This is a genomic window from Hyphococcus aureus (genome assembly GCF_042643165.1).
Classification (GTDB): domain Bacteria; phylum Pseudomonadota; class Alphaproteobacteria; order Caulobacterales; family Parvularculaceae; genus Hyphococcus; species Hyphococcus aureus.
Genome location: NZ_JBHRSH010000001.1, coordinates 1,580,408 through 1,599,376, shown reverse-complemented (window position 1 = coordinate 1,599,376; position 18,969 = coordinate 1,580,408). Strand labels below are relative to the sequence as shown.

The following is an 18,969-nucleotide window of genomic DNA, read 5'->3' as shown; positions in this document are numbered from 1 at the left end:
TTAGTCAGCGCCGCGATAGGCGAAGGGAAGATCACCCCGTTCGAGATCGCGATACCGCTCCATCAGCATTTTCTGACGGTTGTTGAGATCCTGCGGACGGCCATTGATGAACACCGCTTCCGGCCGGGTCGTCACTTCCAGAGGATCGCCGTCCCAGATCACCACATCAGCGATCTTGCCCGCCTCAAGGGAGCCAAGCTGATCGCCCAGCCCGTACATGGTGGCCGGGTTAAGCGTGATCGCCGCAAGCGCCGCATCGAAAGGCAGACCTTCGGCGACGGCGTTGCCCGCATGCTGGCGAATAAGGCGGATATTGTGCGCGCCCTCGGTGAAGGAGACTTTCACACCCGCTTCATTCAGGCGCGCCGCATTTTTCAACGTGGCGTCAATATCCTCAAACTCGCCTGGCAGATTGTAGAGGCCGTCGGTAATCACCGGAATATTCGCCGTCGCAATCTCGCGCGCGACGCGCCAGCCTTCAGAAGCGCCGACAATAATCACGTTCAGACGATAGGTGTTTTTGAACCTGATCGTGGCGCGAATATCATTGGCGCTGTTCACGGCGACGATCAGCGGCTGTTCGCCATTGATGACGGGGCCAAGGGCTTTCAGATCGGAAATCGCAAAACGCCCGTCATGAGGACGGCGAATATAATCATTGGGATTGGCGTGATATGAACGCGCCTCATCGAGATATTCACGCAACACCGCCCATGCGCCCATTCGGGTGCCGCCATTGCGTTCAGCGCCGCGCTCGCCCATGGCGACATATTGCGCCGCTTCTGCGCGGGTGACGGAATTTGGCCGGCCCGACATATCAATCACGGCCGCTCGGCCGGCGAAGATTGTCGGCCCTACGGCCGGCGCCATCAATGCGCGGGTGACGCCCGCCGCCCGGTTCACCGGGATCAGCACCGAAGAGGGATTGTAGGCGTCTATGGCGTTCAGCGCAGCGCCAAGGGGAAAGGCGCCGACTGGCTCCTGCGCCGGCGACGCATCATTGGCGTCGTCGACAGCGCCGATCTCGACCAGTCCGATTGTGGACACAGGCGCAAAGAGGCCCGGCGTAACCACCTTGCCCGAAGCGTCAATGACGCTCGCGCCCGCAGGCGCCGAAAGATCGGCGCCGACCTGGGTGATGCGGCCGTCACGAATGATGACGTCGCCATTTTCAATGACGCCGCCGGAAACCGTGTGCACGGTTCCATCCATGATGGCGACGGTTTGCGCGCTCGAGGCCGCAGAAACTGCGGCGGCGGCGGCGATGAAAGCGGTGAGCATTTTCATGGGAGTTGCTTTCTTTGTTGCGCCTATCATTGTCCTGCCCCGCCCGTAAAGCTGTTGTCATGAAGACCGAGTTCGAAATCCATACGCGGCGAGCGCGACGGATCCGACCGGTCATACATGAGCGCGCCGTCGATATAGACTTTCTCGGCCTTTGCGTAGACCGAGAACGGATTGCCGTTCCAGACGACAACGTCAGCCATCTTGCCGGTCTCAAGCGTGCCGGTTTGATCGAGAATGCCCATGGCTTTCGCCGGATTGGCGGTCAGCCACGCAATTGCGTCCTCGGGTTCAATCTCGACGCCAATGCGGCGCCCGTCAGCCATGGCTTTCGCCGCTTCCTGATTGAGGCGCTGAATGCCGAGCGCATCATCGGAATGGACAATGGCGCAGCCGCCGGGCTGGGCGTGCACCAGCGCAATATTTTCGCCAACCGTGTCGAACGCTTCGAGTTTAAAACCCCACCAGTCAGCCCACATGGCGGCGCAGACATCATTCTCTGCGAGATAGTCCGCGACCTTGTAAGCTTCGATGGCGTGGTGAAAGGTTCTCACTTTATAACCAAACTCCTTGGCCATATCGAGCACCTGCACCATTTCATCGGCGCGGTAGCAATGCATGTTGACAGTGATGTCGCCATTCAGCGCACCGGCAAGGGTTTCCAGCTTCAAATCGCGCGTCGGCGCTTCCGGCGCATCGCCCTTGTCGTCATCATCATCTTCGACCCACTCGTCATAGTCGGCCCAGTAATCTTCCCACTTCTTCTTGTAGGCGGCCGCTTCTATCCATGCAGATCGATAGCCGGCGAAATTGCCCATGCGTGTGCCCGGCCCGCCCCGCTCGCCATAAACGCGCTTGGGGTTTTCGCCGCAGGCCATTTTCAGACCATACGGTGCGCCCGGAAATTTCATTCCCTGTACGGAGCGTGACGGCACGTTTTTAAGGATCGCCGAGCGTCCGCCGAAAAGGTTGGCCGACCCCGGCAGCACTTGCAAAGAGGTGATCCCGCCCGCCAGCGCCCGGGTAAAGCCCGCATCCTGCGGCCAGACCGAATGTTCGGCCCACACATAGGCGGTGTTTGGCGATACGATCTCATTGCCGTCCGACGTCGAGGCGTTTGAGGGTGACGGGTAATCCCCGAGATGGGAGTGAATGTCGATGATGCCAGGCGTGATCCATTTGCCATTGGCGTTGACGGTGCGCGCGCCTTCCGGCGCCTCGATGTCGCCCGCAGCGCCCACAGCGGTGATCTTGCCGTCGGCGATCAACACCGCGCCATTGTCGATGCGCTCCCCCGCGCCAGTGAGCAGCGTCGCGCCGGTCAGCAGCACCGTTTCCCCGGGATAAGGCTCATAGGTCGACGGATAGGGGTCCAGCGGCGGATGAATCGCGCCGTCCGCCTTTTTCTTGTCATCCGTCTTTTCATCTGACTTGGCGGCGGTTTCCGTTTTGGCCGGCGCCGCAGCATCAGCCGCTTCCTCGCTATCCGCCCCGTTTTGCTGGGCGCAAGCGCTGAGCATCAGAACGGCAAGCGCCGTCCATCCCGTTTTTCGCATAGGTCCCTCGACTAGCTGCAGGCGCGACTTCGGCTGCGCCATAATTTGTGTCATAAGACTAGCGCAAAAACGGGGCGCGGCCACCCCATCCGCATGCCGGATCTCCAGTATTCGGTTCTGGCTTTACAGGGTTCCGGGGGACGGGAGTGAATATGACAACGGGCAAGATCACGCGGCGCGCAGCGCTTTTATCCGGCGCGGCGATAGGCGCAGCATCCTGCGCCAGCTCACCAAAGATGACGCCTTATGTCGCAGTCAACGAAAGCGCCGCTGGCGCTTTCGCCCATGGCGTTGCTTCGGGCGATCCGGCTGCGACGTCTGTGGTATTATGGACGCGCCTCGATCACGAGATGCTGTCGTCCGCCCCCTCCTCGCTTACCGTCAACTGGCAGATTTCAAAGAGCGATGACTTTGCGGCAATAGCGGACGAAGGCCAGTTCACCACGGGCGCGTCGCGCGACTGGACGGTGAAAGTTCTCGCCGAAGATCTCCAACCGGGTACGCATTATTATTACCGGTTTGAACTTGGCGGCGTCTATTCACCTACGGGACGCACGAAAACATTGCCGACAGGCGCCATTGATCAGGCGCGCTTTGCCGTTCTGTCATGCTCGAACTATCCGTTTGGGTATTTCAATGTCTATGACCTCGTCGCCAGACACGAAGACATCGACGCGGTCATTCATCTCGGCGATTACATTTATGAATATAGCCGAGAAGGCTATGGCGGCGATCAGGGTCGCATACTGCAACGCGAGCACCTTCCCGCGCATGAATGCGTCACCCTCGCCGATTACCGTCAGCGTCATGCGCAATATAAAGCGGACCCGGCGTCGCAGGCGATGCACGCCAAACATCCGCTGATCGCCATCTGGGACGATCATGAAATCTCAAACGATTCCTGGTCCGGCGGCGCAGAGAACCATAATCCCGAAACCGAAGGCGACTGGGAGCCGCGCCGGCGCGCCGCCTTGCAGGCCTATTACGAGTGGCAGCCTGTGCGCGAACCGGAAATGGCGCCGGAAGCCTTTTTCCGGTCTTTCTCTTTCGGCGATCTCCTGACCGTCGCCGCGCTTGAAACCCGGCTGATGGCCCGTGCGCAACAATTCGAATACTCCAAAGTCATCCCGACCTTGCAAACGCCGGAGGATATCGCCCATTTCCGCGACACTGTGCTGTGGGATGAAAGCCGCGAGATGCTTGGCGCCGCGCAGATCGATTATCTGGACCGCACCTTCAGAACTTCGGTCGCAGAAGGCCAGCCATGGCGGCTGATCGCCAATCAGGTGACCATGGCGAAAGTGACGGCGCCGGACCTCAACCCGCATGTCAACGAAGCGCAGATCATTGAACTTGAAGAGCAGTGGAATGAAGCGCGGGCGTTTGTTAAAATGTCCGCACTCGGATTACCGCTTAATTTCGACGCATGGGACGGATATCCGGCGGCGCGCGAGCGGTTTTACAATCTGGCGCGCGAGGCAGGGGATACAGGGCTGCTCGTCGTCACCGGCGACACACACGCTTGGTGGGCGAACGATCTAGTAGACAAGAATGGCGGCCATATGGGCGTCGAGCTTGGCGTGCACTCCGTTACGTCGCCATCGCCTTACCGCAAAGAATTCCTCGGCGGCATGGGGGCCGAATACGCATTGCTCACCAATCGCGATAACAAGGATGTGCGTTATCTTTCCGGCGAGCATCACGGCTTTATCGATCTCACAATCACGCGCGACGCCGCGCATGCTGAGTATAAAGCCGTCGACACCATCGAAAGCGGTAATTACAACGCCTTTGTCCACGCCTCTTTCGATATCAAAAAGACAGATAACAGCGCGGAATTTTCCAGCGTCAAAGGCGCCGGCTTCAAGGAGCGCTATCTCTTCGGACACTAGGCTGGCGGCCTTCTCCGGTTTTGCGCCTGAAAGACGTGTGGTAGAACGCCCTTCAGGAGGGCGCCATGAAGTTTATTTCCCGCAGCATCGAAAAAGCCGGCTGGGTGAAGTTTCTTGTAAGCTTTATCTTGTTGTTCGCCTATTCTTATTGGGCCTTCATTCGCCCCGGTTTCTGGAGCCGCGCCAATGACGCCGCTGCGCCATTGCCGGAAACCTTGCAAGGCTTTCCCGAGGGCGAGCCCGCCCGCGCCTTCGCACTTCTCGGCGAAGCGACAAGCGATTATTTGATCTTTCAGGCCGTTGACATTCCCTTCGCGTTGCTCAACGCCGTGATGATTATAGCCGCGATCGGCCTTGGCCTGAAAACATTGAAGCTCGCTGGAACGCCTTTGCGGTTTCTCCTCATCCTGCCGCTGATTCTTTTTGCTTCGGAGATCGTCGAGGACGCCCTTCTCTTTCTCATGGCCGCGGACTACATAGCCGACACAGGCGCGCCCGCACTGACGCAGCAAATCATGACCAACATCAAAGGCGCGGCCGGGATGCTCGGAACTGTTTGCGCGCTTGCCGCTATTATCGGCGCCGGCGTCGCATGGCTCGTCCGCCTATTCAGGAAACCCGCATGACCAAGCAAGACCTTATCGCTTACGCCGCCGCGCTGCCAAAGGCTGAGCTGCATCTGCACATCGAGGGCAGCCTTGAACCGGAGATGCTGTTCAAACTAGCGCAGCGCAACAAGGTCGATATTCCGTTTAAGTCCTTGGAGGAAATCCGCGCCGCCTACGAATTTTCAAACCTGCAGGATTTTCTGGATATCTATTATCAGGGGATGAGCGTTCTTCTGACCGAAGAAGACTTTTTCGATCTGACCATGGCGTATCTCAACCGCGCGCGCGCCGACAATGTGCGTCATGTCGAGATCTTCTTCGACCCGCAGGGACACACAGAGCGCGGCGTTTCCTTTGACACGGCGATCAGCGGCATCCTGACGGCGCTGTCCATGGCCAAGGCGCAGTTCGGCATGACGGCGAAGCTGATCATGTGTTTTCTGCGCCATTTGCCGGAGGAAGACGCGTTTGAAACGCTGAAACAGGCGGAAAACTGGCTCGACCGGATTGATGGCGTCGGGCTTGATTCCTCCGAAGTCGGGCACCCGCCATCAAAATTCGAAGGCGTGTTCAAGATGGCGCGCGAGCGCGGCCTCAAACTCGTCGCCCATGCCGGCGAAGAAGGCCCGCCGGATTATGTCTATGAAGCGCTCGACCTGCTCACCATCGACCGTCTCGACCATGGGAACCGCTCACTTGAAGACGATGCGCTTGTTGCTCGGCTCGCGAAAGAAGAAATGACTCTTACTGTCTGCCCGCTATCGAATCTCAAACTTTGCGTTGTCGATGACATGCGCGAGCACCCCTTGAAACGAATGCTCGATCTCAACCTCCGCGCGACGGTGAACTCCGACGACCCGTCTTATTTCGGCGGCTATATGAACGACAATTTCAAGGCGGTGATTGAGGCCCTGCCGCTAACGCGCGAGGACGTGAAAACCCTCGCAAGGAACAGTTTTCTCGGCTCGTTCCTAAGCGAGGGTGAAAAGCGCGCGCAGCTCGCTGCGATTGATCTGGTTTAATCGTCTTCGTGGATCTTGCTGATCTTCGAGCCTTCAAGCGACAGATTATACATCAGGCCTTTATTGTCGAAGACGAAAGCGACGATCGGCTGGTTCAACTGAGTCGTGTCGATCGCGCCACCGGCGCCAAGCGTGACGACCGCAACGGAGGCGTCGACGCCGATTTCCCATCCCTGGCTGGAGCGAAACTTGTCGAGGGCGTCCTGATCGAGGAAGACAATAATCTGCCGGCGCGACTGTCCGCCGAACTGAAGGCCGATTGAGGCCGCTGCGGTCGAATAATAGTCAACCGTATTGCCGCCGATGCGCAACGCGCCCTGACCATATTCGCCGCCGATCCCGATGCCGCCTTTTCTGATCAGCGGAAAAACGAGAACGCCTTTGGCTTTGGCGAGCACTTCATTGGCGCCGCCAATATCCTCCCGAAATTCGGAGAGCGCTTCGTTGGTGCGCCGCTCGATTTTTTCCTTGGAGGCGGCGAAAGCAGCGCCGGAAAACGCGAGCACGCTCGCAAGCGCGATAAATATGATTCGGATGAAACGAATGGCGGTCATGAAGGTCTCCAAAAAAACCATGGCGGAGTCTCGCCCCGCATTTCGGCGATAATAGGGCCGCCGAACTTGCCGCGGGCTTAACTCTTCGCAAGGCGCCGCTTAACAGAAGCTTAACAAGCCTGCCAGCGCGCCTATTGGCGGCCTTGGGCGGCGGCCGCAAGCGCCTTTCGGAAATCAGCCACCCGAGGGGCGTAGCGCGCCGTCATGGCCTCAAGCGTCGCCTGCGCCGCCTTGTCAGGCGACCCGGCATGAAAGGGCGGCGCGGGATCATATTCAAGCCCGAGCTGGATCGCCTTGGCGACATCATCGCCTGCGATCTCCGCCGCCAGTGTGAAGGCGAAGTCGATCCCCGCCGTGACGCCGCCGCCGGTGAAAAGATTGCCGTCGCGCACGACACGGGCCTGCACCGGCTCAGCGCCGACATGTTTTAATTCATCGTGATACGCCCAGTGCGTCGTCGCTTTCTTTCCCTTTAGGAGTCCCGCCGCGCCGAGAATGAAGGCGCCGGTGCAAACAGAGGTCACATAGCTTGCGCGCGCGCCTTCGCGTTTTACAAAGGCGATCGTCTCCTTATCCTGCATGGCGTCGTCAATGCCGAACCCGCCCGGGATGCAAAGAAGATCCGTCGGCGGGCAGTCGCTGAAATCATGCGTCGGGTTCAAGGTCAGCACGGCGTCCGTCGGCACCGGCGCCTTATGCTTTGCCGCCAGCGCAACCTGCGCGCCCGGCAGCCGCGACAGGACCTGCAGCGGCCCGGTGAAATCGAGCTGGGTCAGGTTCGGGAAGAGAAGGAAGGTGATGTTCATTTTTTCCAGCCGGCGATGATTTCCATCACCTCTTCAATCTCCCGGCCGGATTTGTCCACCCACTTTTGCGATGGGCCGCGCCAGCGACATTGCGCCCAGTCGACGGCGCCGTTCTTTTTGAAGGCGACGCCTTCTTTTTTCAGGCGCCGCCTCTGTTCTTCTGCGCCGGAATGATCGGCGGGCGCGCCGGACGAGGTGAGGATGCGATACCATTTCAGGTCTTTCGGCGCCGTCCACATGGCGCGCGCGACCATACGCGGACCGACGCCGGGCAAGAGACTCGCAATCATGCCGTAGCTTGCGACCTCGCCTTTCGGCACTTCGCGGATGAGAACGTGGATCGCTGTATAGTCTGTTGTCACTTACGCAACTTCGAACAACCCCGCCGCGCCCATGCCGCCGCCGACGCACATGGTGCAGACGACATATTTCGCGCCGCGGCGTTTGCCCTCGATCAGCGCATGGCCAACCATGCGCGCGCCGGACATGCCGTAAGGATGGCCGATGGAAATGGCGCCGCCATTGACGTTCAGGAGCTCATCGGGAATGCCGAGCTTGTCGCGGCAGTAAAGAACCTGCACGGCGAAGGCTTCGTTCAACTCCCACAGGCCGATGTCGTCCATTTTGAGATTGAATTTTTCGAGCAGCTTCGGCACGGCGAAGACAGGGCCGATGCCCATCTCGTCGGGGTTCGTGCCCGCGACCGCCATGCCGCGATAAATCCCGAGCGGGGACAAGCCCCGTTTCGAGGCTTCCTTCGCTTCCATCACCACGGCGGCCGAGGCGCCGTCAGACAATTGCGAGGCGTTGCCGGCGGTGATGTATTTGCCTTCCTTGACGACCTGTCCGCCCTTGAAAACCGTCTTCAGGCCCTTGAGGCCTTCGAGGGTCGTTTCCGGGCGGTTGCCCTCGTCCTTGTCGAGCTTCACCTCAACATCGGAGCTTTCGCCGGTTTCCTTGTTGATGAATTTCATCACGCTCGCGAGCGGCACAATTTCATCGTCGAACTTGCCGGCCTGCTGCGCGGCGTGGGTGCGCTGTTGCGACTGGAACGCGTATTCGTCCTGGGCGTCGCGGGAAATGTTGTAACGGTCGCCGACAATCTCCGCCGTCTCGATCATCTGCATATAGGTGGAGGGAAGGTTCTGCAGAAGCCACGGATCGGGATGCACGAACATCTGTTTGGTCTGGTTCATGGAAATCGATTCCACACCGACGCCGATGGCGACTTGCATATTGTCGGAGATCACCTGCTTCGCTGCGGTCGCAATCGCCATCATGCCGGACGCGCATTGACGGTCGAGAGACTGGCCCGGCACGGAATGCGGCATCCCGGCGCGCAACAGTGAAAGCCGCGCGACGTTCGGCGTCGCGGTGCCCATCTGCAGCGCTGCGCCAGCCACAACATCCTCCACCTCGACCGGGTCAACTTTCGCGCGCGCAATGGCGTTGGTCATCGCATGGGCGGCGAGCGCCGACGATGTCGTGTTGTTATAGGCGCCGCGATAGGCTTTGCCGATGGGCGTGCGGGCGGTTGAAACGATGACAGCTTCTCTCATGGCGATGTTCCTTACTTGCCGATGGCGTAATCTTTGGCCTTGGTCATAAAGTTCATATTCGGGCCTGACGAATTCTCGTAATAATGTACGTGCTCGGTGGAGGAGATTTCATCCCACTTTTTCGCGATCTCTTCCGGCGTCTGTTTTTCCGGCGGCAGATAAACGCCGTCGGTCTCAACGATATAGGCGCGGGAATAACCGCCGGCGGCGCAGGACACAATCGCGCGAGAAGGCGCGTCTTCGCTGACGAGATACAGCATCGCTGCCGTGATGGCTTCCGGCGTCATCTGGTCGAGAATGGCTTCGGGAATGCCTAGATCTTCGGTCATGCGGGTTTTGGCGGACGGAGATAGCACATTCGCCTTGATGTTGTATTTCGCGCCTTCAAGATGAAGCGCATTCATCATCCCGATCATGCCGGCTTTGGCCGCGCCGTAATTCACCTGACCGAAAATGCCGTGCAACCCCGACGGGGACGACGTCAGAATGATGCGGCCATAGGTCTGCTCGCGCATGATCGGCCAGACTGTGTGGGTGCAGATGGCGGAGCCGACAAGGTGAACGTCGATTACCGCCCGGAAATCATCAAGCGTCATTTTATGAAATGACTTGTCGCGCAAAATGCCGGCATTGTTCACCAGAATGTCGATGCGGCCCCATTTATCCATGGCGGCTTTCACCATGGCGGCAACTTCCGCCTCATTGGTTACGTTGGCGCCGTCGGCGATCGCCTCCCCGCCCGAGGCGTTGATGTGATTGACGACCTCCTGCGCTGCGGAAATCGAGCCGCCCGACCCGTCGCGCGCGCCGCCGAGATCGTTGACGACGACTTTGGCGCCGCGCTCGGCAAGCGCCAGCGCATGAGACCGGCCAAGCCCGTTGCCGGCGCCGGTGACGATAGCGACCTTGTTCTTGAAATCGATTTCAGACATTTCTGTCTCCTTATACAAACTGCATGGTCAGCCATTCGGCGACCAGGGCGGGTTTGGTCTCGCCTTCAATCTCGACCTTCACCGCATATTTCAGCGTCCACTGGCCCGGCACTTTGGTGTCCGCCGACATCAGTGTGAAGCGCCCGCGGATATTCTGGCCGGATTTCACGGGATTGACGAAGCGCACTTTTTCAAAACCGTAATTGACGCCCATCTTGACGCCTTCAAGGATAATGACGCTGCCAGAGGCCAGCTTCGACAGCATGGAGAGCGTCAAAAAACCATGGGCGATGGTGGTTCCGAAGGGCGTCTTCGCCGCCGCTTCCGGGTCAATGTGAATGAACTGGTGATCTTCGGTGACATCGGCGAATTGATTGATGCGCTCCTGATCAATGGCGATCCAGTCGGAAACGCCGGTTTCCTTGCCGACGAAATCGGCGATCTTGTCGGGCGTCGTTACGGGCATGGTTTTCTCTCAAGCTGCGGCGCTATGGCCCTTATCAGTATCCGCGCATTTGCGCGAGACGGTCGGCGTGAAAAGCCGCGTCGCCGAACATTTCCTGCGCCACGCGAATGCGCTTCATGTAAAAACCGATATCGAATTCATCGGTCATGCCGATGCCGCCATACATCTGAACTGCTTCCTGGCTGGCGAGCTTGGCGACGTCGCCGGCCTTCGCTTTCGCCAACGAACAAATCGGCCCGGCCATGCCGTAATGGGCGTCAAGATCCTGTAGGGCTTTGAGGACCGCGGATTTTGCCAGCTCGATTTCCGAATAGAGATGCGCCGCGCGATGTTGCAGCGCCTGGAATGTCCCGATCTCGGTTCCGAACTGCTTGCGCTCTTTCAGGTAACTGACAGTCATCTCGAACGCCTGCTGCGCCGAGCCTGACATTTCGGCGGCGAGACCGGCGCGCCCGGCGTTCAACACGCCTTCAAGCGCCATATAGCCGCCGTCGACTTCGCCCAGCACTTCATCGCCGGTCGCCTCGACACCGTCAAACTTGATGCGCGCCGCGTTGCGGCTATCGACCATCTGCGTACGCTCGACGGAAACGCCCTTGGCTTTGGCGTCCACGAGGAACAGGGTCAGACCGTTCTGCTCTCCGGCGGCACCTGCGGAGCGGGCCGCCACGATAATCTTATCGGCCACATGACCGTCAGCGACGAAGGTCTTGTCACCGGAAAGCTTGAAGCCATTGCCGTGTTTTTCCGCCTGCATAGAAATTTTTGCAGGGCGATGTTTGCGATGCTCATCGACGGCCAACGCATAAAGCGTTTCACCCGCGGCGATATTCGGCAGGTTCGCCTGTTTTTGCGCATCGCTCCCGAGCTTTTTCAGCGCCGTCGCAGCAAGGATAGAGGTTGAAAGAAAGGGTGACGCCGTCAGTGTGCGCCCCATCTCCTCGGCGAGAACGCCAGCGCCGACGAAACCGAAATCGGCGCCGCCGTGCTCTTCTTCAACAAGAATGCCGGCCCAGCCCATTTCCGCCATCTCCTTCCAGAGACCGCGGTCGAACCCGTCCGGATTGTTGTCGTCGCGAAGTTTGCGCAAAGCAGAGACCGGCGCTTTTTCATCGAGAAACCCGCGCGCCGACTCGCGCAGCATTTCCTGTTCTTCATTCAATACGAGAGGCATGAGACTTCCTTTTACGCCCGAGTTTAAGCGCCCGGCAATTCAAGAATGCGCTTGGCGATAACATTGAGCTGCACTTCCGAGGTGCCGCCTTCAATGGAGTTGGCCTTGGTGCGCAGCCAGCCGCGGGCGAGTTTGCCGTTTTTGGTCCGCTCGCCTTCCCATTCAAGCTCATCGGAGCCGCCGATATCCATGAGAATTTCAAAGCGGCGCTTGTTGAACTCGGTGCCGTAATATTTGAGCATCGACGAATTGGCGCCGACGCCCTGGCCCGCTTTGGCTTCGTCTTTCATCCGTTCCAGCGTCAACAAAAACGCCCAGCCGTCGATTTCCGCCTGCGCGATTTTGGCGCGCAAAAGCGGATCGGAAAGACGACCATGTTCAAGTCCGATTTCATTCGCTGCAACCTCGCCCATGCCGCGCCCGCCAAGAAGACCGCCGCCGCCGGCGGAAATCATCTCCCGCTCATGAGTGAGAAGATATTTCGCAACGTCCCAGCCTTTATTGAGCTCGCCGACGATCGCGGACACTCCGGGGGCATAGTCCTTCGGCGCCGTTGCATCGTCAAAGAAGGTTTCACAGAAAGGCGATTTGCCGGAGATCAGTTTGATCGGCTTTGTCGAAACGCCGTCCTGTTCCATGTCCACGAGAATGAAACTGATGCCAGTGTGCTTCGTCGCTTTCGGATCGGTGCGGACAAGCACAAAAATCCAGTCGGACTGGTCGGCGTAAGACGTCCAGACTTTCTGCCCGTTGATCAGCCAGTGATCGCCCTTGTCTTCACATTTGCATTGAAGCGAGGCGAGGTCAGAGCCTGCGTTTGGTTCTGAATAGCCCTGACACCAGCGAATTTCTCCGCGTGCAATGGGCGGTAGAAAATGAGATTTTTGTTCATGGGTTCCGTATTTCAACAGCGCCGGGCCAAGCATCCAGATGCCGAAACTTTCGAGCGGCGACCGGCATTTCAGCTTGCGCATTTCTTCTTTAAGGACTTTCACTTCTTCCTTGGAAAGCCCGCCGCCGCCATATTCTTTGGGCCATGCCGGCACGGTCCAGCCTTTCGCCGCCATGCGGTCGAGCCAGGTTTTTTGCGCATCGGACTGGAAGGTCCACTGCTTACCGCCCCAGCAGATATTCTCTTCGCCGCCGGCGCCGTCGCGCATTTCCTTCGGGCAGTTTTCTTCAAGCCAGGCCCGCGCTTCGGCGCGGAAGGTTTCGAGGTCGCTCATGAGCGGCTCCTAAAGTTAAACAGACAGCGCAGGCGGATGCTGAAGCGCGATCTTTTTGACGGTGATCTTGTCGAACTTCGCCGTGCCGAGCTGCGGCAGCTTGGTCGGTGAAATCCAGATACGTTCCGGCACTTTAAACGCCGCAAGTTCCTCCGCAACAAAGTTGCGCAGTTCGGCGGCGTCAATCGTCATCCCCTCTTTAGGGTAAACGACGAGGCCCACGCGTTCACCGAGAACTTCGTCCGGCACGGAAAAGACCACCGCCTCGGCGACGTCGCCATGGTCGTAAACGCGATTTTCAACCTCAAGACAGGAGATATTTTCACCACCCCGGATGATCAGGTCTTTCAGGCGGTCGACAATATAGAGATAGCCTTCGGCGTCCATCTTGCCGAGATCGCCGGTGCGGAACCAGCCATCGGACGTGATCGCCTTCGCCGTCTCCTCGGGCAGATTATGATACCCCCGGAAATTCGCAGGGCTCTTGATCCAGACTTCGCCGACGCCGCCGACAGGCTGTTGTTCGCCATCTTCCATGATCTTGATGTCCGTCACCGGCGGCACAGGCCGGCCAGTGGAATCAGGCCGCAACTGATAATCGCCCTGGGATATGACGCACCCAAGCGCATTGGTTTCCGATAATCCGTAGCCGGAAGATGGTTTGCCGTTCTGAAACTTCGCCGCAAGCTTCTTCACATGATCCGCCGGGCGCTTGGCGCCGCCTGAGCCGATATCGATCAGCGACGGCAGCCCTTCCGGTCCCACCGCCTGCATCAGTTCGAAAGACTGGCTCGGCACGCCGACGAAATTGGTCAGTTTTTCGCGGTTGATGATCGCCGCCGCCTCTTTCGGGTCCCAGCGATACATCATGACGACGCGGCGCCCGACCATATAGGAAAGCAGGAAGATCGAGTGCGATCCTGTGACATGGAAAAGCGGTATGCCGAGCAGGATGCCAGGATCATCGCCAAAGGGACTGACGCCGCCGCGCAATTCTTTCAGAATAGATGCGATGAAGGTCCAGGAAAACAGCGCTGAAATAGCGCCGCGATGGGTCAGCACAACGCCTTTGGGGTGGCCTGTGGAGCCTGATGTGTAAACGATGCAAAAATCGTCATCAGGATGGATCTCGACTTGCGGCTGCGCGTCGCTTTTTGCGCCCTTGAGCAGGTCTTCATAGCGGTAATCCGCGCCTTCACCGCCTTCCCGGGCCAGCACCAGCGTCAGACCGAGCTCGTCTTTGCAAGGCGCAATATACTCCAGACGCCTGGCGTCGGCGATGACGATCCTGGCGCCGCAATCTTTGAGCCCGTAATGAAGTTCTTCGTCCTTCCACCACGCATTGAGGGGGACAACGACGGCGCCGAGGGAGATCACCGCCATATAGCTCACGCACCATTCAGGGAAATTGCGCATGGCGAGGGCGACCTTGTCGCCCTGTTTCACACCAAGCTCGTCCTGTAGCGCATGAGCGAAACGGCACGCCCGCCGCCATAGCTCAGCAAAGCTGAGACGCTCGTCTTCGAAAATCAGAAATTCTTTCTCGCCATGGGTGGCGGCGGCATGCGCAAAAAGCCCGGCCAGGCTTGGCGGCGCATTTTCGAAAACCCGGTAGACATTGCCGCGTATCTCCGCTTCGCCAACCTTGAAGAGGGGATTTTCTGCGAGCAATTTAAATGCAGCGGCGGCGGTTTTCGCCGGATCGAGCGGCGCCATATCGGCCATAGTCGATGATGTCCTTACCCTGTTTGTCCCTGATCCCTTCCTAGCCGAAGGCGGGAAGGCGCGGAACAGCCGGGTGCAGCTAATCGGCTAAAAAGTCGTTGCGGGGCTCAGTTAGGAGAAAATTTTCGGACCGTCATTGACGCCGCAGAAAGGATACGGCGCTCTATGCCGTCAGGGGCGCCGCCAAGCCGCCAGAGAGAGAAAAGCGCCGCCGTGTAGACAAGACCGCCCATAACAATGTCGGCGCCTAGCCGCCAGACCGGCTCCAGGTCCGCGACGGGGCCGAATTGCGGCCGCAAGACCAGAAACCAGATCGCCATGGCGCCAACGGCGCCAAGCGGTCTGTGCGCGGCGAGAAGCGGCTCGAAAAAGGGCCGGCCGCTCGCCCGGGCGTAGAGCGCAAGATTGAGCGCCACATGGAAGACCCCCATTGCCGCCACCGCAAAAACAGCGCCCTGAAGTCCATATGCGAATACGGCCCAGACAAACACCGGCATCCGCACCAGGAAAAAGATCAGCTCACGGAAGAAGACAAGGCGCGTGAGGCCAAGCGCCACCGCATAGGCCTGTGTTGCATAAAACAGCGATTGCAACCCGATGACAGGCGCCAGAAAGGCGATCACCGGCGCCGCCGCCTGCCATTTTTCGCCAAGGACAACCTGGGTGAGATCCTGCGCCACGAAAGCAAGCCCGAAGGCGGCCGGCATGGCGAAGGCGCCCAACGCCTCAACGCCTTTGAGGAACCCGACGCGCATGCGACCCGGCTCGTCCTGCAATTCCGACAGCCCGGGGTAAATCGCCCGCGTCAAAGGCGCTGCAATCTGACCCGTCACCATTTCCGATAATTGAAAGCCCAGAAAATAGACGCCCGTTCCGCCTGCGCCCACCAGCCGGGCGAGAATCGGCACGTCGAGCTTGTTGTTCAGCGCCGCCATGAAACTGACGCCTGCGAGCCATCCGGAAAAGCCGAACACTTTGCGCAAGGAGTTAAAGGTAAGGCGCGGCGCATGCGGGCGCAGGAGATAGGAAAGAGACAATTGCACCATCGCGCTCGCCAGCATGCCGCCGATGATCGCCCAATAGGTGCGGAAAACTATCGCGATGGTAAGGGAGACGGCGACGCCCGTAAGCCGGTTGAAAAGGGTGACGATAAATTCGCGCGAGAATTTCAAATCGCGTTCGAACTCATAAAACCGCGGATTGAGAAAGCCCGTCAGCACCGGAAACAGCGCGACGCCGACAAACGCCCAGAACAGGCGCGGATCGCCGTAAAACATCGCAGCCAGCGGCGCGGCGACGAACAACAACGCGCCGATGAAAAGCCCGCGAATGACGGACAGGGTGAAAAGCGTGTTGAGATCGTCGCTGTCCGCGTTGCGGAATTTCACCACCGCCTGGGAAACGCCGATGTCGGATATCCCTTGCAGAAGCTGCATGGCGACGGTTGCTGTCGCGACAATCCCGATATCCTCAGGTGCAAGGAGGCGCGCGACTATGATCGTATTGAGCGCGCCGAGAAGCCGCGCAGCGACGCCGGCGCCGAATATCCACGCCGCCCCGCGCGCAACACGAGTGGTGAGCGAGGCGGATTCGGGCGAAGGGGTTAACGGTTCGGACATGACGCTCGGGCAAGGGACGCTCAGTTACGTCCCCGGGGCTTAGCCCGGTTTGGCGCGGCTGGCGACCTGACCTGAAATCAGGGTCAATGGGCGCTTGCGCCGCGCGCGGCCATCGCTATGGTGCGCCGCCTCACCCACCAGAACCCTCCGGGACGGCCACCATGCCCCACGCTTCCGCCTTGATGACCGTGATGATTAACGCCGCGCGCAAAGCCGCCCGCGGGCTAATCCGCGATTTCGGCGAGTCACAGGCCCTGCAGGTTTCACGCAAAGGCGCCGCCGACTTCGTCTCCCGCGCAGACCACAAAGCCGAACAGGACATTTTTGAGGAATTATCCCGCGCCCGGCCGAAATACGGTTTCATCATGGAAGAGCGCGGAGAGATTGAGGGGACGGACAATTCCAACTGGTGGATCGTCGACCCCCTCGACGGGACCACGAATTTTCTCCACGGCCTGCCGCATTTCGCGATTTCCATCGCCCTTGAACGCGACCGCCAGCCTTATGCGGGCGTCGTCTTCAATCCGGCGACCGACGAGATTTTCTGGGCCGAGAAAGGCGAAGGCGCTTATCTGAACGACCGCCGCCTGCGCGTCTCGGGCCGTGACGATCTGACAGCGTGCCTTTTCGCCTGCGGCCTTCCCTTTGCCGGAAAGCCGGGCCGCAAAGAGGCCCTCGCCGAAGCCGAGCGCGTGCTTGAAAAGACCGCTGGCGTTCGCCGCTTCGGCGCCGCTGCGCTCGATCTCGCCTTCGTCGCCGCCGGACGTTATGACGCCTTTTGGGAGCGCGACCTCAATAGCTGGGACGTCGCAGCGGGCGCGATTCTGGTGCGCGAAGCCGGCGGACATGTGAGCGAGATCGATGGCGGCCGGAACTTTATCACCGGCGGGTCGATCCTCGCGGCTAATGCAGAAATCTACGATAAAGCCAAAGCGCTTATTCAGGGCGCCTAACGCCAGGGCGCCCGGACCATTGCACAAGGCGCCGAAAAACCATGACCCGCACTCTTTATTTTATTCGCCACGGCCAGACCGAATGGAACGCCGAACGGCGCATGCAGGGGCAATGGGAATCGGACCTGACAGAGTTGGGCCGCGAGCAAGCGGAACGGACAGCCATCGCCGTCGCAGAACTTGGCGTTGACGCAATCTACGCCTCCCCCCTTCGGCGCACCCGCGCGTCGGTGAAACCTCTTTGCGATTTAACAGGGCGTCCATCCACATTCGATGACCGACTGAAAGAATGGCGCGCCGGCGACTGGTCCGGCAATCTTTACGCAGACATTGTCACGCGCTGGCCTGAAGAATGGGCGGCATGGCGTCAGGATATGTGGCGCTATCGCCCCCCGAACGCAGAAAATTTTGATGATTTAAAAGAACGCGGCGGCGCTTTTTTGAACGATGTTTTGGCGACAAAAGACTCACGGATCGCGATTGTCAGCCATGGCTTCATCACTCGCGCGATGATCGCGCATCTGCTCGAGCTATCGCCCGAATACGCCCTAGGTCTTGAGACAGCGAATGACACTTTCTTTTGCCTTTATCAGCAAACGTCCGGGTGGTGCGGTGAACGCCATGATGCGGACACCGGTCCGACAGATCTCTTTGGCGGACAAGAACCGCCAAGCCTCGCCTGATGCGAGGCCTGGCGGCAGGCTACCAATGGGTAGTTTCAGCCAGCTTTCGATTTGGTAATTGCTTCGGTTTCGGCGCGCGTCGATTCAGGGCCCGTATTGCGCTTCGCCTGTCCGCCCCAGGGACCGCCTTTCATCCACGGATCCGGATCGCCTTCGCGCTGTTCGAGACCGAAGAGCGGGAACAGGCCCGGATGCCGGCCAAGGCCGCCAAAAAGATCGAAGCAGCGATCGACCCAGTCGCGCAGCGGATCGTCATCGGCGAGCGCAGGAATCTTCGCGACAGAGGCGGTGAAGAGAAAGCCGCCGAGAATACGGTAGTCCGCATAATTCGGCTCCTCTCCGCCGAGCCATTTCGCTTCATAGAGCGCCTTGCGCAAGGGTTCGAGCGCCAGTGATATCCCAGGCAGGCGATCTTCGCGGCCGGCCTGCATATCTTCCAGCGTTGACCCGAGCATGTTTTCTCGTGTGGACGTCACATATTCATGATCCTCCGGCACGGAGAGATCGCGATAATCCTTGCAGTAACAACGCATCCATGGGCCCACCGCAGCGCCCCAGAACCAGGTGTCGAGGGCGCGAGTCAAAACCGCGATGCCCGGATGCGGGATCAGCGCAGGACGGTCAGGATAAGTCTCATCGAGATATTCAACGATGCCCCAGCTATCGAGCACCCATTTGCCGTCATCGACAATCGCCGGAAGGCGCTCGGACTTGCCGCCCGTGCGCTCCAGAATGCCGGTGAAACCGCCCGGCACAATGTCCATCTCAAAGCCCTTATGGGCGAGCGCATATTTTGTCGCCCAGACAAAAGGACTGATCGTCGCCCCGGTCGAAAGCGCGAGATCGTAAATTGTGATCTTGTTGTCTTTAGCCATTGAAGCCTCCCTTTACTGCGCGCGCCCGAAACCAT

The 18,969-nt window shown here is 59.3% G+C and carries 18 protein-coding genes; 5 read left to right on the top strand and 13 right to left on the bottom strand.

The features are described from left to right. Positions 1-1,287, bottom strand: coding sequence for an amidohydrolase family protein (locus ACFOOP_RS07845; RefSeq protein WP_379880344.1), 1,287 nt, complete (start codon positions 1,285-1,287; stop codon positions 1-3). Between the two features lie 26 nt (positions 1,288-1,313). After that, positions 1,314-2,840, bottom strand: coding sequence for an amidohydrolase (locus ACFOOP_RS07840; RefSeq protein WP_379880343.1), 1,527 nt, complete (start codon positions 2,838-2,840; stop codon positions 1,314-1,316). 152 nt (positions 2,841-2,992) lie between these two features. On the opposite strand from ACFOOP_RS07840, the gene ACFOOP_RS07835 reads away from it, so the two are divergent. The 3 genes from ACFOOP_RS07835 (at position 2,993) to ACFOOP_RS07825 (ending at position 6,362) form a co-directional block, all read left to right on the top strand. Further along, a complete protein-coding gene (locus ACFOOP_RS07835; protein WP_379880342.1) occupies positions 2,993-4,732 on the top strand; it encodes an alkaline phosphatase D family protein in 1,740 nt (579 codons plus the stop codon). A 65-nt stretch (positions 4,733-4,797) separates the two neighbouring features. After that, positions 4,798-5,358: a hypothetical protein gene (locus ACFOOP_RS07830; RefSeq protein ID WP_379880341.1), complete on the top strand. Its 561-nt coding sequence runs from the start codon at positions 4,798-4,800 to the stop codon at positions 5,356-5,358. Continuing rightward, a complete protein-coding gene (locus ACFOOP_RS07825; RefSeq protein ID WP_379880340.1) occupies positions 5,355-6,362 on the top strand; it encodes an adenosine deaminase in 1,008 nt (335 codons plus the stop codon). The genes ACFOOP_RS07830 and ACFOOP_RS07825 overlap by 4 nt, the downstream gene beginning before the upstream one ends. Here ACFOOP_RS07825 and ACFOOP_RS07820 read toward each other — a convergent pair. The 10 genes from ACFOOP_RS07820 to ACFOOP_RS07775 all read right to left on the bottom strand — a co-directional run bounded on the left by ACFOOP_RS07820 (position 6,359) and on the right by ACFOOP_RS07775 (position 16,423). Continuing rightward, complete coding sequence (locus ACFOOP_RS07820) at positions 6,359-6,916, bottom strand: BPSL1445 family SYLF domain-containing lipoprotein (protein WP_379880339.1); 558 nt, start codon at positions 6,914-6,916, stop codon at positions 6,359-6,361. The genes ACFOOP_RS07825 and ACFOOP_RS07820 overlap by 4 nt on opposite strands. 131 nt (positions 6,917-7,047) lie before the next feature. Further along, positions 7,048-7,722 carry a DJ-1/PfpI family protein gene (locus tag ACFOOP_RS07815; protein ID WP_379880338.1) on the bottom strand — a complete coding sequence of 225 codons (675 nt, stop codon included), beginning with the start codon at positions 7,720-7,722 and terminating at the stop codon, positions 7,048-7,050. Next, positions 7,719-8,084, bottom strand: a complete 366-nt coding sequence (locus tag ACFOOP_RS07810; protein WP_379880337.1) for an MGMT family protein — start codon at positions 8,082-8,084, stop codon at positions 7,719-7,721. The genes ACFOOP_RS07815 and ACFOOP_RS07810 overlap by 4 nt, the downstream gene beginning before the upstream one ends. Then, positions 8,085-9,281, bottom strand: a complete 1,197-nt coding sequence (locus ACFOOP_RS07805) for an acetyl-CoA C-acyltransferase (protein ID WP_379880336.1) — start codon at positions 9,279-9,281, stop codon at positions 8,085-8,087. An 11-nt stretch (positions 9,282-9,292) separates the two neighbouring features. Continuing rightward, entirely contained in the window at positions 9,293-10,213 is a 921-nt protein-coding gene (locus ACFOOP_RS07800; RefSeq protein ID WP_379880335.1) for an SDR family NAD(P)-dependent oxidoreductase, read from the bottom strand. Between the two features lie 10 nt (positions 10,214-10,223). Beyond that, complete coding sequence (locus tag ACFOOP_RS07795) at positions 10,224-10,679, bottom strand: MaoC family dehydratase (RefSeq protein WP_379880334.1); 456 nt, start codon at positions 10,677-10,679, stop codon at positions 10,224-10,226. 34 nt (positions 10,680-10,713) lie between these two features. Next, complete coding sequence (locus ACFOOP_RS07790; RefSeq protein WP_379880333.1) at positions 10,714-11,853, bottom strand: acyl-CoA dehydrogenase family protein; 1,140 nt, start codon at positions 11,851-11,853, stop codon at positions 10,714-10,716. Positions 11,854-11,876: 23 nt separating this feature from the next. Continuing rightward, positions 11,877-13,079 carry an acyl-CoA dehydrogenase family protein gene (locus ACFOOP_RS07785; RefSeq protein ID WP_379880332.1) on the bottom strand — a complete coding sequence of 401 codons (1,203 nt, stop codon included), beginning with the start codon at positions 13,077-13,079 and terminating at the stop codon, positions 11,877-11,879. Between the two features lie 15 nt (positions 13,080-13,094). Further along, entirely contained in the window at positions 13,095-14,804 is a 1,710-nt protein-coding gene (locus ACFOOP_RS07780; RefSeq protein ID WP_379880331.1) for a class I adenylate-forming enzyme family protein, read from the bottom strand. A gap of 107 nt (positions 14,805-14,911) precedes the next feature. Further along, on the bottom strand, positions 14,912-16,423 hold the full coding sequence (locus ACFOOP_RS07775; protein WP_379880330.1) for a lipopolysaccharide biosynthesis protein: 1,512 nt from the start codon (positions 16,421-16,423) through the stop codon (positions 14,912-14,914). 161 nt (positions 16,424-16,584) lie between these two features. Here ACFOOP_RS07775 and ACFOOP_RS07770 point away from each other — a divergent pair, with 161 nt between their 5' ends. Further along, positions 16,585-17,376 (top strand): inositol monophosphatase family protein, encoded by a 792-nt coding sequence (locus ACFOOP_RS07770; RefSeq protein WP_379880329.1) that lies wholly within the window; start codon positions 16,585-16,587, stop codon positions 17,374-17,376. Positions 17,377-17,417: 41 nt separating this feature from the next. Then, the gene (locus ACFOOP_RS07765; protein WP_379880328.1) at positions 17,418-18,059 is read left to right on the top strand and encodes a histidine phosphatase family protein; all 642 of its coding nucleotides are present in this window, start codon (positions 17,418-17,420) and stop codon (positions 18,057-18,059) included. 35 nt (positions 18,060-18,094) lie between these two features. Here ACFOOP_RS07765 and ACFOOP_RS07760 read toward each other — a convergent pair whose 3' ends face one another. Further along, complete coding sequence (locus tag ACFOOP_RS07760) at positions 18,095-18,934, bottom strand: beta-etherase (protein ID WP_379880327.1); 840 nt, start codon at positions 18,932-18,934, stop codon at positions 18,095-18,097. Between the last annotated feature and the right edge of the window lie 35 nt (positions 18,935-18,969).

Bases quoted from the DNA above. Each gene is read 5' to 3' on its own strand.
- ACFOOP_RS07845 (WP_379880344.1), bottom strand. From the start codon at position 1,287: ATGAAAATGCTCACCGCTTTCATCGCCGCCGCCGCCGCAGTTTCTGCG.
- ACFOOP_RS07795 (WP_379880334.1), bottom strand. From the start codon at position 10,679: ATGCCCGTAACGACGCCCGACAAGATCGCCGATTTCGTCGGCAAGGAA.
- ACFOOP_RS07815 (WP_379880338.1), bottom strand. From the start codon at position 7,722: ATGAACATCACCTTCCTTCTCTTCCCGAACCTGACCCAGCTCGATTTC.
- ACFOOP_RS07800 (WP_379880335.1), bottom strand. From the start codon at position 10,213: ATGTCTGAAATCGATTTCAAGAACAAGGTCGCTATCGTCACCGGCGCC.
- ACFOOP_RS07805 (WP_379880336.1), bottom strand. From the start codon at position 9,281: ATGAGAGAAGCTGTCATCGTTTCAACCGCCCGCACGCCCATCGGCAAA.
- ACFOOP_RS07820 (WP_379880339.1), bottom strand. From the start codon at position 6,916: ATGACCGCCATTCGTTTCATCCGAATCATATTTATCGCGCTTGCGAGC.
- ACFOOP_RS07785 (WP_379880332.1), bottom strand. From the start codon at position 13,079: ATGAGCGACCTCGAAACCTTCCGCGCCGAAGCGCGGGCCTGGCTTGAA.
- ACFOOP_RS07790 (WP_379880333.1), bottom strand. From the start codon at position 11,853: ATGCCTCTCGTATTGAATGAAGAACAGGAAATGCTGCGCGAGTCGGCG.
- ACFOOP_RS07830 (WP_379880341.1), top strand. From the start codon at position 4,798: ATGAAGTTTATTTCCCGCAGCATCGAAAAAGCCGGCTGGGTGAAGTTT.
- ACFOOP_RS07780 (WP_379880331.1), bottom strand. From the start codon at position 14,804: ATGGCCGATATGGCGCCGCTCGATCCGGCGAAAACCGCCGCCGCTGCA.
- ACFOOP_RS07825 (WP_379880340.1), top strand. From the start codon at position 5,355: ATGACCAAGCAAGACCTTATCGCTTACGCCGCCGCGCTGCCAAAGGCT.
- ACFOOP_RS07765 (WP_379880328.1), top strand. From the start codon at position 17,418: ATGACCCGCACTCTTTATTTTATTCGCCACGGCCAGACCGAATGGAAC.
- ACFOOP_RS07840 (WP_379880343.1), bottom strand. From the start codon at position 2,840: ATGCGAAAAACGGGATGGACGGCGCTTGCCGTTCTGATGCTCAGCGCT.
- ACFOOP_RS07770 (WP_379880329.1), top strand. From the start codon at position 16,585: ATGCCCCACGCTTCCGCCTTGATGACCGTGATGATTAACGCCGCGCGC.
- ACFOOP_RS07760 (WP_379880327.1), bottom strand. From the start codon at position 18,934: ATGGCTAAAGACAACAAGATCACAATTTACGATCTCGCGCTTTCGACC.
- ACFOOP_RS07835 (WP_379880342.1), top strand. From the start codon at position 2,993: ATGACAACGGGCAAGATCACGCGGCGCGCAGCGCTTTTATCCGGCGCG.
- ACFOOP_RS07775 (WP_379880330.1), bottom strand. From the start codon at position 16,423: ATGTCCGAACCGTTAACCCCTTCGCCCGAATCCGCCTCGCTCACCACT.